This is a genomic window from Gordonia sp. VNK21, assembly GCF_046098115.1.
GTDB lineage: Bacteria > Actinomycetota > Actinomycetes > Mycobacteriales > Mycobacteriaceae > Gordonia.
The window spans coordinates 37,465-51,366 of sequence record NZ_JBJURU010000003.1 but is presented as its reverse complement, the minus strand read 5'-3'; the positions used below and the strand labels follow the sequence as shown (position 1 = coordinate 51,366).

The window sequence follows — 13,902 nt, the reverse complement described above, 5'->3', positions numbered from 1 at the left end:
AAGTGCACGGACTACCGCCCTAAGTCCCGGCCTGCCGCTGTGACCTGCGCCGCAGCCTCACGGATCGATGCGATTGCCCGCCTCGTCCCAGTGTTCGGCGACCTTCTTGCTCGGCGGCACGCGCGGCGGCTCGCCGGGCATCTTCGGATAGTTCGGCGGGTACGGCTCGTCTCCGAGTCCGTCACGCTCATCGCGCTCGACCATCTCGAGCAGTGCCTCGAGTCCGCCGCGCTGCGCATCGATCCCGGCCCACGGATCGCCGCGCCGCTCCAGCAGCCCGGGCACGGTGGCCATGGTGAAGTCCTCGGGCAGCGCGTCGGGCAGCTCCTCCCAGGCGACCGGCGTGGACACCTGGGCGCGGGCGGTGGGCCGCACCGAGTACGGCGAGGCCATGCTGCGATCGCGGGCGTTCTGGTTGAAGTCGATGAAGATGCGGTCGCCGCGTTCCTCCTTCCACCAGGACGTGGTGATGGCCTCCGGTTCCCGCCGGGCGGCCTCCCGGGCGAGCGCGATGACCGCTCGCCGGGCGGCGATGAAGTCCCAGCGCGGCTCGATCGGCACGTAGACGTGCACGCCGCGTTTACCGGAGGTCTTCACGAAGCCGGTCAGGCCGAGCTCGTCGAGCAGCGGACGGATCACCTCCAGCGCCACCCGCCGTGCATCACGGAAATCGGTGCCGCCGAACGGATCCAGGTCGATCCGCAGCTGATCGGGATGATCGTTGTCCGGATCCACGGTGGGCCAGGTGTGGAAGGTGACGGTGCCGAGATTGGCCGCCCACACCGCGTCGGCGGGGATGCGCGGACAGAAGATCCGGCCGGTGCGCGACGAGGGGAACACCACGTCGGTGGCACCGACATGCTCGGGGTGATATTTCGCGAGGTGCTTCTGGTAGATCTGATCGCCCGCCACCCCGTCGGGGTAACGCTGCAGATAGGTGGGACGGCCGCCGATCGCGGTCATCAGGGCACCCTGACAGGCCACCGTCCGGACGTACTCCACCAGGTCGGCTTTGCGTCCGCCGTCGGCGCCGAGGTCGGGAAAGTAGACCTTGTCGGGGTTGGAGAGCTTCACCTCGACGCCGTCCACGTCGAGCATCACCGGGGGCGGTTTGGCCATCTCAGCGTCCTTCCAGGACGTCGTGCAGGTCGTAGGTCAGCGGCACCTCGAGCTGATCGTAGCCGCAGCTGCGCGGCTCCCGGTCGGGTCGCCAGCGCACGAACTTCACGGTGTGCCGGAAGCGCCGGTTCTCCATCTGGTCGTAGGCCACCTCGGCCACCAGCTCCGGCCGGATCGGGATCCACTCCCCGCTACCCGCCGGACGCCAGCGATTCACCTCGCCGGCGGCGGTATGCTCCGGGTCGAGCCGCATCGGCTCGAAACGCTGTTGCAGCTCAACACGTTTCGCGTCGGAGAAGGCCGACGAGCCGCCCACCATATGCAGTCCGTCGTCGTCGTACAGGCCCAGGAGCATAGAGCCCAGTCCGGTGCCGCTCTTGTGCACCCGGTAGCCGAGCACCACACAGTCGGCGGTGCGCTTGTGCTTGATCTTGACCATCTCCCGCTTGCCGGGGAGATAGTGTCCGGTCAGCTTCTTGCCGACCACCCCGTCCAGGCCGGCGCCCTCGAAGGCGGTGAACCACTCCCGGGCGACGGCCGGATCGGTGGTGGTCCGGCTCAGCCGCAGGGACCGCCCCGCCCCGTCGAGCGCACCGGCGAGTGCGGCACGGCGGTCGGCGAATGCACGGCCGGTGAGGTCCTCGTCGCCCAGGGCCAGTGCGTCGAAGCCGATGAAGATCGCCGGCGTGCTCTGCGCGAGCATCGCCACCCGGGAGGCCGCCGGATGGATCCGGGCCGAGAGCTGATCCCAGTCGAGCCGGGTGAGCCCGTCGGTCTGCCGGGGCACGCCCACCTCGCCGTCGAGCACCACCCGTTCGGGGAGTCCGGCCCGGGCGGCGTCGACCAGCTCCGGGAAGTACCGGGCCAGGTCTTTGCCGCTGCGCGAGCCGATCACCACCTCGTCGCCGTCGCGGAAGATCAGCGCCCGGAAACCGTCCCACTTGGGTTCGTAACTCCACAGCGGGGTGTCGGCGGGCTGGTCCGGCACCGCGGTGACCGCTTTGGCCAGCATGGGTGCGACGGGCGGGGCGACCGGCAGGTCCATGCCGCCACGCTACCCGCCGCCGGTAGCCTCGGCGGCATGAATGCCGGTCGCTTCGCCCCGTCGCCGTCGGGGGATCTGCACCTGGGCAATCTGCGGACCGCACTGCTGGCCTGGCTGTTCGCCCGGAGTTCGGGCCGGGATCTCCTGATCCGGATCGAGGATCTGGATCTGGCCCGGGTCCGGCCCGGGGCGGTGGAGCAGCAGCTGACCGATCTGGCCGCGCTCGGTCTGGACTGGACCGGGCCGGTGCTCACCCAGTCCGATCGCCGGGACCTGTACGCCCGGGTGATCGACGAGCTGACGGCCGCCGGCGAGACCTTCGAATGCTTCTGTACCCGGAAGGAGATCGCGCAGGCGCCGAGCGCCCCGCACGCACCGCCCGGCGCCTATCCGGGCACCTGCCGGGACCTGACCCCGGCCGAGCGCGCACATCGTCGCCGCGACCGGCCCCCGGCGCTCCGGCTCCGGGCCCGGGCCGGTTCGTTCACCGTCCACGACGCTCTGCACGGCGAGTACACCGGCGACGTCGACGACTTCGTACTGCGCCGCGGCGACGGCACCCCGGCCTACAATCTCGCCGTCGTCGTCGACGATGCGGCGACCGGCGTCGATCAGGTGGTCCGCGGCGACGACCTGCTGTCCTCGGCGCCGCGGCAGGCGTATCTGGCGCAGCTCCTCGGCTACCCGATCCCGGAGTACGCGCATGTGCCGATGGTGGTCAACGCCGACGGCGTGCGGCTGTCCAAACGGGACGGCGCGATCACCCTGACGCAGCTCGCAGACAAGGGCGTCGACGCCGCCGCGGTGCTCTCGTCGATGGCGGTCTCGCTGCGGCTGGCCGACCCCGGCGCATCGGTGACCGCAGCCGATCTGCTGGAGCGCTTCGATCCGGCGGCTCTGCCGCGCGAACCGTGGATCTTCACCGCCCCCTGATCCGGGGCGCCGGCATCGACCGGGTCGGTCGCGGCCCGAAGCCGACGGCCTAGCCGGCCGCTGCGGAACCGGCGTAGTAGCGGGCCAGGAACTCGTCGCGGTACTCCGCGTAGCGGCCCGCCTCGATCGCGGCGCGCGCCCGGTCCACCAGGGTGACCGTGAAGGAGAGGTTGTGCAGGGTGGCCAGGGTGGCGGCCAGCCCTTCCTTCGCCTTGAACAGGTGGTGCAGGTAGGCGCGCGTGTACTGGGTGGAGTAGTTGTCCAGTTCCGCGTCGAGGGGGCCGAAGTCGTTGCGGTACTTGGCGTTGGTGATGTTGTAGCGCCCGTCGAAGGAGTAGATCGCCCCGTTGCGGGCCACCCGGGTCGGCGAGACGCAGTCGAAGGTGTCCGCCCCGTTCTCGATGGCGGTGAAGATGTCGTTCGGTTCGCTGATGCCCAGCAGATGGCGCGGCGCGGCGTCGGGCAGTTCGTCGGTCACCCAGCCCACGATGGTGCCCAGATTGGCCTTCTCCAGCGCTCCCCCGATGCCGTAGCCGCCGAATCCCTTGCCACCGGACTCCCGGTCGATGCGGTCGAGTTCCACCAGATCCCGGGTGGCCTTGCGGCGCAGGTCCTCGTACTGGGCGCCCTGCACCACACCCCACAGCGCCTGCTGCGGACGGTGGCTGCGCACCTGGGAGAGCCGGTTGTGCTCGGCCAGGCACCGAACGGCCCACTGCCGGGTGCGCTCGAGCGAGCTCTCCTGATAGCCGCGGGTGTTCATCAGGGTGGTCAGCTCGTCGAAGGCGAAGATGATGTCGGCGCCGAGCTGATGCTGGATGTTCATCGACACCTCCGGGGTGAAGCGGTGCCGCGAGCCGTCGAGATGCGATTTGAAGGTGACCCCGTCGTCGTCGACGTTCGCCAGCCGTTCCTTGCCCTCGGCGATCTTGGTGTCGTCCTGCTGGCCGGTCACATCCATGGAGATGACCTTCTTGAAGCCTGCGCCCAGACTCATCACCTGGAAGCCGCCGCTGTCGGTGTAGGTGGGACCGTCCCAGTTCATGAACCGGGCCAGCCCGCCGGCCTGGTCGACGATCTCCGGACCGGGCTGAAGGTACAGGTGATAGGCGTTGGCGAGCACGGCCTGCGCCCCCAGCGCCGCGACCTGCTCGGGCAGCACCGTCTTGACCGTCGCCTTGGTGCCGACCGGGATGAATGCCGGCGTGTGGATCGGCCCGTGCGGGGTGTGAATGGTTCCGGTGCGGCCGGCCGTGCCCTCGAGGCGTGTGCGGGGAACGAAGCCGGATTCTGCGGCGGGGCCGCGGTCGCTGCTGGTCACTCGGCCGATTCTCCCATAGCGTGGATGCCATGAGTGCGACACGTTCGACCGGCAAGATCCTGGCGACGCTGCTGTTCGGGGCAGCCCTCCCGCTCGCCCTGGCCGCCTGTGGCGACGAGGAGGAAGCGCCCTCGGCGCATTCCGCCACCAGCAGCTCCACCGAGGTGGCCGCACCCAGCGACCGCGAGGTCCCGACGGTCGGCGGACCCAACCCGAGCGATGTGACGCCCACCTCGGCCGAGAGCGAGGAGACCACCGAGCGCGCGGGGACCGCCTGCGGCACCGCCCGCGGCCCGGAGGGTCCCCTGCACGTTCAGGTGGTCGACGGTTCGGTGGACTGCACGACCGTGAAGAAGATCGCCGACAAGTACGGTCCGCTCATGTACAAGGGCGGCGAACAGGACATCGACGGGTGGACCTGCGCCCCGTCGACGGCCGGCGAGGGCGAACTGTCCCGCTGCACCAAGGGTGACGACGTCTTCGCCCTGGCGCTCTGATCCCCGGGTCGGCCCGGACCGACCGATCGTGCTCGTATCGGGTAGCCGAAGTCGCCTCAGAGCCGACTTCGGCTACCCGATCCGGTGCGATTCTCAGAGCGCGTCGACGACCCGTTCCAGGGCCGCGACCCGGCTGCCCTTGACTAGGACCGCATCGCCGGAGGAGAGCTCCCCGAGCGCGGCGACCGCGCCCTCGATGCCGGTGGCGTGCGCCACCGTCTCCCCGTAGGCCGGCTCGTCGACGGCCACCACGGTGATGCCCAGGCCGGCCGCCTGCTCGGCGATCGCCCGGTGCGCGCCCGGCCCCTCCTCGCCGAGCTCGGCCATGGTGCCGAGCACCGCGAACCGGCGACGGGCGTCGAGTCGGGCCAGCGAGTTGAGCGCCGCGGCCATCGAGGTGGGATTGGCATTGTAGGCGTCGTTGATCACCGTCACCCCGGATGCGGTGGTGGACAGTTCCATCCGCAGCCCGGACAGCCGGGCACCGGCCAGTCCGGCCGCGATCGAGTCCACGCTCACGCCCAGACCGCCGCCGGCGGCCGCGGCGGCCAGCGCATTGGGCACCTGGTGCTCGCCGCGCGCACCGAGTTGCACCGGCGCCTCGCCCCACGGTGTGCGCAGCAGGAACGAGGCCCGCAACTGGTTGTCGAGCGTCACGTTCTCCGCGTACACCTGCGCCGACGGCGAGAGGCCGTAGTCGATCACCCGCGCCCGGGTGCGGCTCGCCATTCCCGCGACCCGCGGATGGTCGGCGTTGAGCACGGCCAGTCCGTCGGCCGGCAGCGCCTCGACCAGTTCCCCCTTCGCCCGGACCACGTCGTCGAGGGAGCCGAACATCTCCAGGTGCACCCCCTCGACCCTGGTGAGGACGCCGACGGTGGGCGAGGCGATGTCGCAGAGCAGAGCGATGTGTCCCACGCCGCGCGCGCCCATCTCCAGCACCGCGGCCTCGGTGTCGTCGGCCGCGCCGAGCATCGTCAGCGGCAGTCCGAGCTCGTTGTTGAAGCTCTTCTCGCTGGCAGCGGTGCGGTAAGTGGTCTCCAGCACTCCGGCCAGCAGGTCCTTGGTGGAGGTCTTGCCCACCGACCCGGTCACCCCCACCACCCGGTCGGGCAGATGGCGACGGGCCTCGCGGCCGAGGTCGGCCAGCGCGACGGCGGTGTCGGCCACCACGATCGCGGTCGCCGCGACCGCCGGATCGGGCGCCTGCTCGCTCAGGTAGGCGACGGCGCCCGAGGCGACGGCCCCGGGGATGAAGTCGTGGCCGTCGCGCGCGGCGACGATGGGCACGAAGAGCTGACCGGGCCGGACCGAGCGGGAGTCGATGCTCGCCGACTCGATGGTGACGTCGGGGCCGTGGAGGGTGCCGCCGGTGGCGGCGGCGATCTGACTGGCGAGAAGGTGCACGGGAAAAACCGTACCCTCGGCCACGTATCGTGACACTCATGAGCACTCCCCTGCTGCGCCTGGTCGTCCTCTACGGTGGCGTGTCCGCCGAGCACGACGTCTCGCGGGTCACCGCCGCGCACGTGCTGGCCGCCGCCGACCGGTCCAAGTACACGCTGGTGCCGGTCGGTATCGCCCTCGACGGCAGCTGGCACCGAAACGAATTCGCAGTCGGCGCCCTCGAGTCCGGGGCGGAACTGCCGGACAGGCTGGAGGTGGCCGGTCCGCAGGTGGATCCGATCGCGGTGGTGCGCGGCGAACCGGGCGAGATCACGGTGGTGCTGCCGCTGCTGCACGGCCCTCACGGCGAGGACGGCACCATCCAGGGGCTGCTCGAGCTGTTCAAGGTGCCCTACGTGGGCTGCGGGGTGCTCTCGTCGGCGCTGTGCATGGACAAGGCCATGGCCAAGGAGGTGGCGGCCCGCGCCGGCATTCCGCAGTGCCGGTGGGTCACCTTCCGCGACGGCATCGACGACGCCCGCGGCATCGTCGACGAGGCGATCGAGAAGCTCGGTCTGCCGGTGTTCGTCAAGCCCGCCAATATGGGTTCGTCGGTGGGCGTCACCCGCGCGACGAGCGCCGACGAACTCGATCGCGCCGTCAACACCGCCCTGCGCTACGACGACGTGGTGGTGATCGAGGAGGCGGTCAGCGGCCGGGAGATCGAGGTGGGGGTGCTGGGCAACACGGCCCCCGACACCACCTACCCGGGCGAGATCCGGCCCGGCAGTGACTTCTACGACTACACCGATAAGTACGTGACCGGCTCGGCCGAGCTGATGATTCCGGCACCGCTGCCGGAGGAGGCGATCGCGCAGGTCCGGGAACTGGCCGCGGACGTCTTCACCGCCCTGCGCTGCGCGGGCATGGCCCGGGTGGACTTCTTCTACGAGGAGGACGGCCGCGGCTGGCTGCTCAACGAGGTCAACACGATTCCGGGGTTCACCCCCGCGTCGATGTACCCCAAGATGTGGGAGGCCACCGGCATCGCCTACCCGGACCTGATCGACCGTCTGGTCACGCTGGCGCTGGAGGTGCACCGGCGGCGCAGCACCTTCTCCACCGATCACTGACCGGTTGCGCCGGCCCGGGCGATCAGTTCGGGAAGACCGTCAGTTCACTTGTCCGCGAAGCCACTTCGGCTCTGATCGCACCCCGGATGGCTTCGACGACGGGGCTCGAGATCCGGTCGCGCCGGGCAGCGAGCGAGAACCCCAGCCGGACGGCGACCTGCTCGCTCAGCACCCGCTGCAGTTCCGGGTGGCGGGCGGCGACGAACATCGGCAGCAGACCGATACCGCCGCCGGCCCGGGTGGCCTCGAGCTGACCGAAGATGCTCGTCGACGAGAACCGGGCGGTCATTCCCGGAATGTGCCGCTCCAGATCCAGCTCGTCCACCTGCAGCAGCGCGTCGACGTACCAGATCAGCGCGTGCTCGCGCAGGTCCTCGGCGGTGGCGGGGGTACCGTGCGCCTGCAGGTAGTCGCCGGTGGCGTAGAGGCCGAGTTCGTAGGCAGACAGAGGTTCGCTGACCAGCTGCCGGCTCATCGTGGCACCGACGGCCACGGCCACGTCGAAGCCCGACTGGTACAGGTTGAGCTGCCGGGTCGAGGTGATCAGCTCGACGGTCAGGTCCGGGTGCCGTCGGCGCAGTTCCACCAGGGCGGGCGCCACGAAGTAGACGCCGAAGGCGTCCGGCGCGGTCACCCGGGCGTGGCCGTGCAGGGCGGTGTCGCTGCGTCCGGCCACCGCGGCCACGGCCGCCGCCACCGAGTCCTCGATGCCGCCGGCAGCCGAGGCCACCGCCCGGCCGTCGTCGGTGAGCACCCAGCTGCTCACCCCGCGCTCCACCAGCCGCACCCCCAGCGCCGCTTCGAGTGCCCGGATGCGGCGGGTCACGGTGCTGGTGTCCACCCCCAGGTCCAGGGCGGCCACCGAACGACTTCCGGTGCGCGCCACCGCATGCAGGTAGCGCAGGTCGTCGGCCCGCACCCGCTGCTCGAGTGACAGCGGCCGCTCGCCCGGACCCGGTGTCGGCGAACTCATGAGGCCGTGCGGTTCATCGCAGGGTGTCGATGATGGCGCTGAAGTCCAGATGGCCGTGCTCGCCGGCGAAGTCGGCGTACAGCTGCGCGGCGTGCGCACCGAGCGGAGCCCCCGCCCCGGTGGAGGAGACCGCTTCCATCGCCAGGCCGAGATCCTTGTTCATCAGAGCGGTGGCGAAGCCGGGCCGGAAGTCGTTGGCGGACGGGGCCGTCGGCACCGGGCCGGGCACCGGACAGTTGGTGTGCAACGCCCAGCAGTTGCCGGTGGCGCCGGTGACCACGTCGTAGAGCGCCTGCTCGGACAGGCCGAGCTTCTCGGCCAGGACGAAGGCCTCGCCGACGGCGATCTGCTGCACGGCCAGCAGCATGTTGTTGCAGAGTTTCGCGGCCTGTCCGTTGCCGCTGCCACCGCACGGGACGACCTTGCCGGCCATCGGCTCGAGGACCGGTGCGGCCGCCTCGACGGACTTGTCGTCGCCACCGACCATGAAGGCCAGGGTGCCGGCGGTCGCGCCCTTCACGCCGCCGGAGACCGGGGCATCCACCTGCAGCATGTCGGCGTCGATGGCGGCGGTGTTCACGGCCCGGGCATCCTCGACGGAGATCGTCGACGAGTCGATGAACACCGTTCCGGCGTCGGCGTGCGGCAGGATCTGCTCGTACACGGACCGCACGATGGCGCCGCTGGGCAGCATGGTGATCACCGCGTCGGCGCCGGTCACCGTGGCTTCGGCGGAGTCGGCGGCGATCACGCCGCCGGCCGCGGCCGCTTCGAGGTTCTCGGCGGAGGCGTCGTAGCCGACGACGCGATGGCCCGCCTCCACCAGGTTCTTGGCCATCGGCCCGCCCATGTTGCCCAGTCCGATAAAGGCGATCGTGCTCATCGGGTACTCCGTTCGTTGTGCAGACGGGCGGCCTCGGCGCGGCCGATCACCATCCGCATGATCTCGTTGGTTCCTTCGAGGATGCGGTTCACCCGCAGATCCCGGACGATCTTCTCGATGCCGGTCTCGTGCAGGTAGCCGTATCCGCCGTGCAGTTGCAGCGCCTGATCGGCGACGGTGAAGCAGTTCTCGGTGACGAAGCGCTTGGCCATCGCGCACAGTTCCACCTTGTCCGAGTCGCCCTCGTCGAGGGCGGTGGCCGCCCTCCACAGCAGCAGGCGGGAGGCTTCGAGGGCGATCGCCATATCGGCCAGTGTGGCCCGGATCGTCGGCTCGTCCAGCAGGGGCGCACCGAAGGCCTCCCGCTCGGAGGTGTAGCGCAGTGCGGCGTCGTAGGCGGCCTGCGCGCCGCCGAGCGAACAGGCGGCGATGTTGAGCCGTCCCCCGTTGAGCCCGTTCATGGCGATCCCGAAACCGGTGCCCTCACCGTCGGGTCCGCCCAGCATGTTCTCGGCCGGCACCCGCGCACCGTCGAAGATCACCTGCGCGGTGGGCTGGTTGTTCCAGCCCATCTTGGCCTCAGCGGGACCGAAAGACAGCCCGGGCGTGCCCTTTTCGACGATGAACGCGGAGATGCCCTTGGGTCCGGTGTCTCCGGTGCGCGCCATCACCACATAGAGGTCCGAGACCCCGCCGCCGGAGATGAACTGCTTGGAGCCGTCGAGGACGTAGTGCTCGCCGTCCCGCCGGGCCCGGGTCGACAGCGCGGCCGCGTCCGAGCCCGCTCCCGGCTCGGTGAGGCAGTAGCTGGCGATGGTGTCGAAGGCGGCCAGACCCGGCACCCACTGCTCCCGCTGTTGCGCGGTGCCGTAGGTGTCGACCATCCAGGTGCACATGTTGTGGATCGACAGGAAGGCCGCGGTGACCGGGTCGCCCTTGGCCAGTTCCTCGAAGATCCGCACACCGTCCAGCCGGCGCAGGCCGGAGCCGCCGACGTCCTCGCTGGTGTAGACGGCGGCCATGCCCAGCCCTGCGGCCTCCCGCATCTCGTCGACCGGAAAGTGGTGGTCGGCGTCCCAGCGCAGGGAGTTCGGTGCCAGGCGTTTGAGCGCGAAGTCGCGTGCGGCGTCGACGATGAGCCGGTCGTCGTCGTCGATCTGGGGGTACGGCATCGGTATCGGGGCCCTCTAGTTCATCGTCGGGATGTGGAATTCGGCGCCGTCCTTGATACCCGACGGCCAGCGCTGGGTGACGGTCTTGGTCTTGGTGTAGAACATGATCGACGCCGGACCGTGCTGGTTGAGATCGCCGAAGCCGGACCGCTTCCAGCCGCCGAAGGTGTGGTAGGCGACGGGCACCGGGATCGGCACGTTCACGCCGATCATGCCCACCTGCACCTTGGAGACGAAGTCGCGGGCGGCGTCGCCGTCGCGGGTGAAGATGGCCACGCCGTTGCCGTACTCGTGCTCGGTGGGCAGGGCGAGGGCCTCGTCGTAGTCCTTGGCGCGGACGATGGTCAGCACCGGGCCGAAGATCTCGTCGGTGTAGATCGACATGTCCTTGGTGACCTTGTCGAACAGGGTCGGTCCGAGGTAGAAGCCGCCGGACAGGTCGGCGCCGTCGAACTCGGCGTCGTCGGCGGCGCGGGTGCGGCCGTCGATCACCAGCTCGGCACCGGCCTCCACTCCCTGGCCGATGTAGTCGATCACCCGGTCGCGGGCGGCGGCGGTGATCAGCGGGCCGTAGTCGGCACTGGGATCGTGGCTGTGGCCCACACGCAGACCCTTGATCTTGTCGACCAGTTTGGCGCGCAAGGCTTCTGCGGTCTCCTCGCCCACCGGCACGGCCACCGAGATGGCCATGCAGCGCTCACCGGCCGAGCCGTAGCCGGCACCGAGCAGTGCGTCGGCGGCCTGGTCGAGGTCGGCGTCGGGAAGGATGATCATGTGGTTCTTGGCGCCACCGAAGGCCTGGCTGCGCTTGCCGTGGGCGGCGGCCGTCGAATAGATGTACTCGGCGATGTCGGAGCTGCCGACGAAGCCGATGGCCTTGACGTCGGGATGGGTGAGCAGGGTGTCGACGGCGGCCTTGTCGCCGTGCACCACCTGGAAGACGCCGTCGGGCAGACCGGCCTCGGTGAACAGTTCGGCCAGCCGCACCGGCACGGAGGGGTCTCGCTCGGAGGGCTTGAGGATGAAGGCGTTGCCGCAGGCGAGGGCCGGGCCGGCCTTCCACAGCGGGATCATGGCCGGGAAGTTGAACGGGGTGATGCCGGCGACCACACCGAGCGGCTGCCGCATCGAGTAGACATCGATGCCGGTGCCGGCGTTCTCGGTGTACTCACCCTTGATCAGGTGCGGGATGCCGATGGCGAACTCGATCACCTCGAGGCCGCGCTGGACGTCGCCCTTGGCGTCGCCGAGGGTCTTGCCGTGTTCGGTGGAGAGCAGGTCGGCCAGCTCGTCCATGTTCTCGTTGACCAGTTCGACGAACTTCATCAGCACCCGGGCCCGTCGCTGCGGGTTCCACGACGCCCACTCCCGCTGAGCCTCGACGGCCGAGGCGATCGCCCCCTGGAGCTGCTCGTCGCTGCTGAACGGCAGCTGCGCCACCACGGCGCCGGTGCTCGGGTCGTAGACGTCGGCGGTGCGGCCGGTGCCGACCACGCGCTTACCGTCGATGTACTGGTCGATCGTGGTGCTCATTGCGCCCCTTCCAGGGTTGTCATTCTGCAGCGCCGGTTACGTTCGCACTGTCGCTGAGTTCCTGATCACACTATTTCGCCTCGGCCCAGTGGCGGTCAACGAGCATCTTCGCAGCCGACCCGTGCAGAAATGCCACCGGCCCATCGCCGCGAGACGGCAAAATCTCCACAATCCGCGGAGCCGCGGGAATGTCGGAGGTCGGTCGTACTCTGAAACCAAGAAAAATAGTTCGAACATTTAGACGATATGGGAACAGAACACATCACATCATCGTTGAACTAGTGAGACAGGGCACAGCGCAGCCCGACCAGCACGACCAACGCACAACGAGATAGTCGGCACAGCACTTCGGGGGAGGTGACCACGCGATGACGACCAGCATCGACGACACCAGCACAATGGTGCTGCCCGACGATCCGATCGCACTCCAAGCCCTGATCACCGCCGCCGTCGCCAAGCAAGCCCGGTTGACCCGCGCCGACTACACCGGCTGCACCGACCGGGAACTCACCGACCTCACCGAAGACCGCGAACGCGCCCGCCGCCTCATCAGCGCCGCCGACGCACCCCTCCTCGTCGAGATCAGTGACCGCGGCTCGTATCAGCAGGCCGGTGGAGCGAGCTTGGGCGGCTACCTCGTCGGCACCTTGCACCTGTCCGCCGCCGAAGCCCGCCGACGCCGTCTCCTGGCCGAAGCCGTCGGACAGTTCACGTCGATGACCGGCGAACCACTCCCACCACGCTGCCCGGCCGCTGCTGCTGCTCTCGCCGACGGCACGATCGGCGCCGACCACGTCACCGAGATCTTCAAGACCATGCAGAAGATCCCGCACGCGGTCGATGTCGACCAACGCGCACGCGCCGAAGCAGATCTGACCGCGTCTGCGGTCACGCTCACTCCGGAGCAGACCCGGATGGTCGGACACCGTCTGCTCTCCCTCCTCGACCCCGACGGCGAACTCGCCGACGACACCGACCGCCAACGCCGCCGGTCGCTGACGTTGTCGCCGCAGGATCAGCAGTTGATGACCACACTCCGCGGCTCGATCACCCCAGCCCTGCGCGGCCTCCTCGAGGTGGTCCTGACCAAATGGGCCGCACCCGGCATGAACAACCCCGACGACCCCCACAGCCCCACCGGACCGGTCGACACCGACGGCCTCGATCCGGAGTTGCTCGATGCGGCCCGCAAACGCGACCTACGCTCGGCCGGGCAACGTCAGCACGACGCCCTGGTCGCCCTGTGCCGCTTCGCACTCGGGCATGGGGCGCTCGGCGACCCCACGCGGTTGCCGGCCGAATTCGTCGTCACCATCGACCACCAGGATCTGGCCGAGTTGGCCGGGACCGGGTACACCGCCACCGGCACCCACATCCCCGTCCCCGACCTGATCGACATGGCCGCCCACGCCACCTGGCACCTCGCCGTATTCGCCCACCACTCGGCCGAAGTGCTCTACCTCGGGCGGTCACGGTTCGCCAACAAAGCCCAACGCCTCGCAATGTTCGCCCGCGACCGCGGCTGCACCAGACCCGGCTGCACCCGCCCCTTCGCCCAATGCGAAGCCCACCACGCCGACCTCGACTACGCCGACGGCGGCACCACCGACATCAACACCATCGGCGGCGCCTGCGGCGGCGACAACCGCCACGTCAGCAAAGCCCCAGGCGACTGGGAAACCACCATCATCACCGAAGGCCCCCACACCGGCCGGGTCGGCTGGCGCATCACCGGCACCGGACACGACTACACCGTCAACCCCATGCACCATGTGGGTCGGCCGACCCGACAGCACCCCGGGAACACCCCGAATCCGCCGCCGCGCCGGCATGCCGACGAGGGACCCGGCCCACACTCCCCGCCGAACGCACCCTGAGCAGGAATGCGGCCGCGCACGCGACCGCAC

12 protein-coding genes are annotated in these 13,902 nt (G+C 69.8%); 4 read left to right on the top strand and 8 right to left on the bottom strand.

Annotated elements, in window-relative coordinates; all coding sequences use genetic code 11:
- Positions 1 to 57: 57 nt before the first annotated feature.
- Complete coding sequence (locus ACJMNC_RS04870) at positions 58 to 1,119, bottom strand: DNA polymerase domain-containing protein (protein ID WP_408946824.1); 1,062 nt, start codon at positions 1,117 to 1,119, stop codon at positions 58 to 60.
- 1 nt (position 1,120) lies between these two features.
- Positions 1,121 to 2,164: an ATP-dependent DNA ligase gene (locus ACJMNC_RS04865; protein ID WP_408946823.1), complete on the bottom strand. Its 1,044-nt coding sequence runs from the start codon at positions 2,162 to 2,164 to the stop codon at positions 1,121 to 1,123.
- A gap of 36 nt (positions 2,165 to 2,200) precedes the next feature.
- On the opposite strand from ACJMNC_RS04865, the gene gluQRS reads away from it, so the two are divergent.
- The gene (gene gluQRS, locus ACJMNC_RS04860) at positions 2,201 to 3,097 is read left to right on the top strand and encodes a tRNA glutamyl-Q(34) synthetase GluQRS (protein WP_408946822.1); all 897 of its coding nucleotides are present in this window, start codon (positions 2,201 to 2,203) and stop codon (positions 3,095 to 3,097) included.
- Between the two features lie 49 nt (positions 3,098 to 3,146).
- Here gluQRS and tgt read toward each other — a convergent pair whose 3' ends face one another.
- Complete coding sequence (tgt, locus tag ACJMNC_RS04855) at positions 3,147 to 4,418, bottom strand: tRNA guanosine(34) transglycosylase Tgt (RefSeq protein ID WP_408946821.1); 1,272 nt, start codon at positions 4,416 to 4,418, stop codon at positions 3,147 to 3,149.
- 29 nt (positions 4,419 to 4,447) lie between these two features.
- Between tgt and ACJMNC_RS04850 the strand changes: the two genes are divergently transcribed.
- Positions 4,448 to 4,915 carry a hypothetical protein gene (locus ACJMNC_RS04850; RefSeq protein WP_408946820.1) on the top strand — a complete coding sequence of 156 codons (468 nt, stop codon included), beginning with the start codon at positions 4,448 to 4,450 and terminating at the stop codon, positions 4,913 to 4,915.
- Between the two features lie 93 nt (positions 4,916 to 5,008).
- Here the strand turns inward: ACJMNC_RS04850 and murF are convergent, their stop codons facing one another.
- Complete coding sequence (gene murF, locus ACJMNC_RS04845) at positions 5,009 to 6,322, bottom strand: UDP-N-acetylmuramoyl-tripeptide--D-alanyl-D-alanine ligase (protein ID WP_408946819.1); 1,314 nt, start codon at positions 6,320 to 6,322, stop codon at positions 5,009 to 5,011.
- 38 nt (positions 6,323 to 6,360) lie between these two features.
- Here murF and ACJMNC_RS04840 point away from each other — a divergent pair, with 38 nt between their 5' ends.
- Positions 6,361 to 7,434 carry a D-alanine--D-alanine ligase family protein gene (locus ACJMNC_RS04840; protein WP_408946818.1) on the top strand — a complete coding sequence of 358 codons (1,074 nt, stop codon included), beginning with the start codon at positions 6,361 to 6,363 and terminating at the stop codon, positions 7,432 to 7,434.
- A 22-nt stretch (positions 7,435 to 7,456) separates the two neighbouring features.
- Here ACJMNC_RS04840 and ACJMNC_RS04835 read toward each other — a convergent pair whose 3' ends face one another.
- The 4 genes from ACJMNC_RS04835 to ACJMNC_RS04820 are packed head-to-tail and all read right to left on the bottom strand — an operon-like array spanning position 7,457 to position 11,995.
- A complete protein-coding gene (locus tag ACJMNC_RS04835) occupies positions 7,457 to 8,407 on the bottom strand; it encodes a LysR family transcriptional regulator (RefSeq protein ID WP_408946817.1) in 951 nt (316 codons plus the stop codon).
- 13 nt (positions 8,408 to 8,420) lie between these two features.
- Positions 8,421 to 9,290 (bottom strand): 3-hydroxyisobutyrate dehydrogenase, encoded by an 870-nt coding sequence (mmsB, locus tag ACJMNC_RS04830; protein ID WP_408946816.1) that lies wholly within the window; start codon positions 9,288 to 9,290, stop codon positions 8,421 to 8,423.
- Positions 9,287 to 10,462, bottom strand: coding sequence for an acyl-CoA dehydrogenase family protein (locus tag ACJMNC_RS04825; RefSeq protein WP_408946815.1), 1,176 nt, complete (start codon positions 10,460 to 10,462; stop codon positions 9,287 to 9,289). The genes mmsB and ACJMNC_RS04825 overlap by 4 nt, the downstream gene beginning before the upstream one ends.
- A 15-nt stretch (positions 10,463 to 10,477) precedes the next feature.
- Positions 10,478 to 11,995 (bottom strand): CoA-acylating methylmalonate-semialdehyde dehydrogenase, encoded by a 1,518-nt coding sequence (locus ACJMNC_RS04820; RefSeq protein ID WP_408946814.1) that lies wholly within the window; start codon positions 11,993 to 11,995, stop codon positions 10,478 to 10,480.
- A 368-nt stretch (positions 11,996 to 12,363) separates the two neighbouring features.
- On the opposite strand from ACJMNC_RS04820, the gene ACJMNC_RS04815 reads away from it, so the two are divergent.
- The gene (locus tag ACJMNC_RS04815; protein WP_408946813.1) at positions 12,364 to 13,872 is read left to right on the top strand and encodes a DUF222 domain-containing protein; all 1,509 of its coding nucleotides are present in this window, start codon (positions 12,364 to 12,366) and stop codon (positions 13,870 to 13,872) included.
- The last annotated feature ends 30 nt before the right edge of the window (positions 13,873 to 13,902 follow it).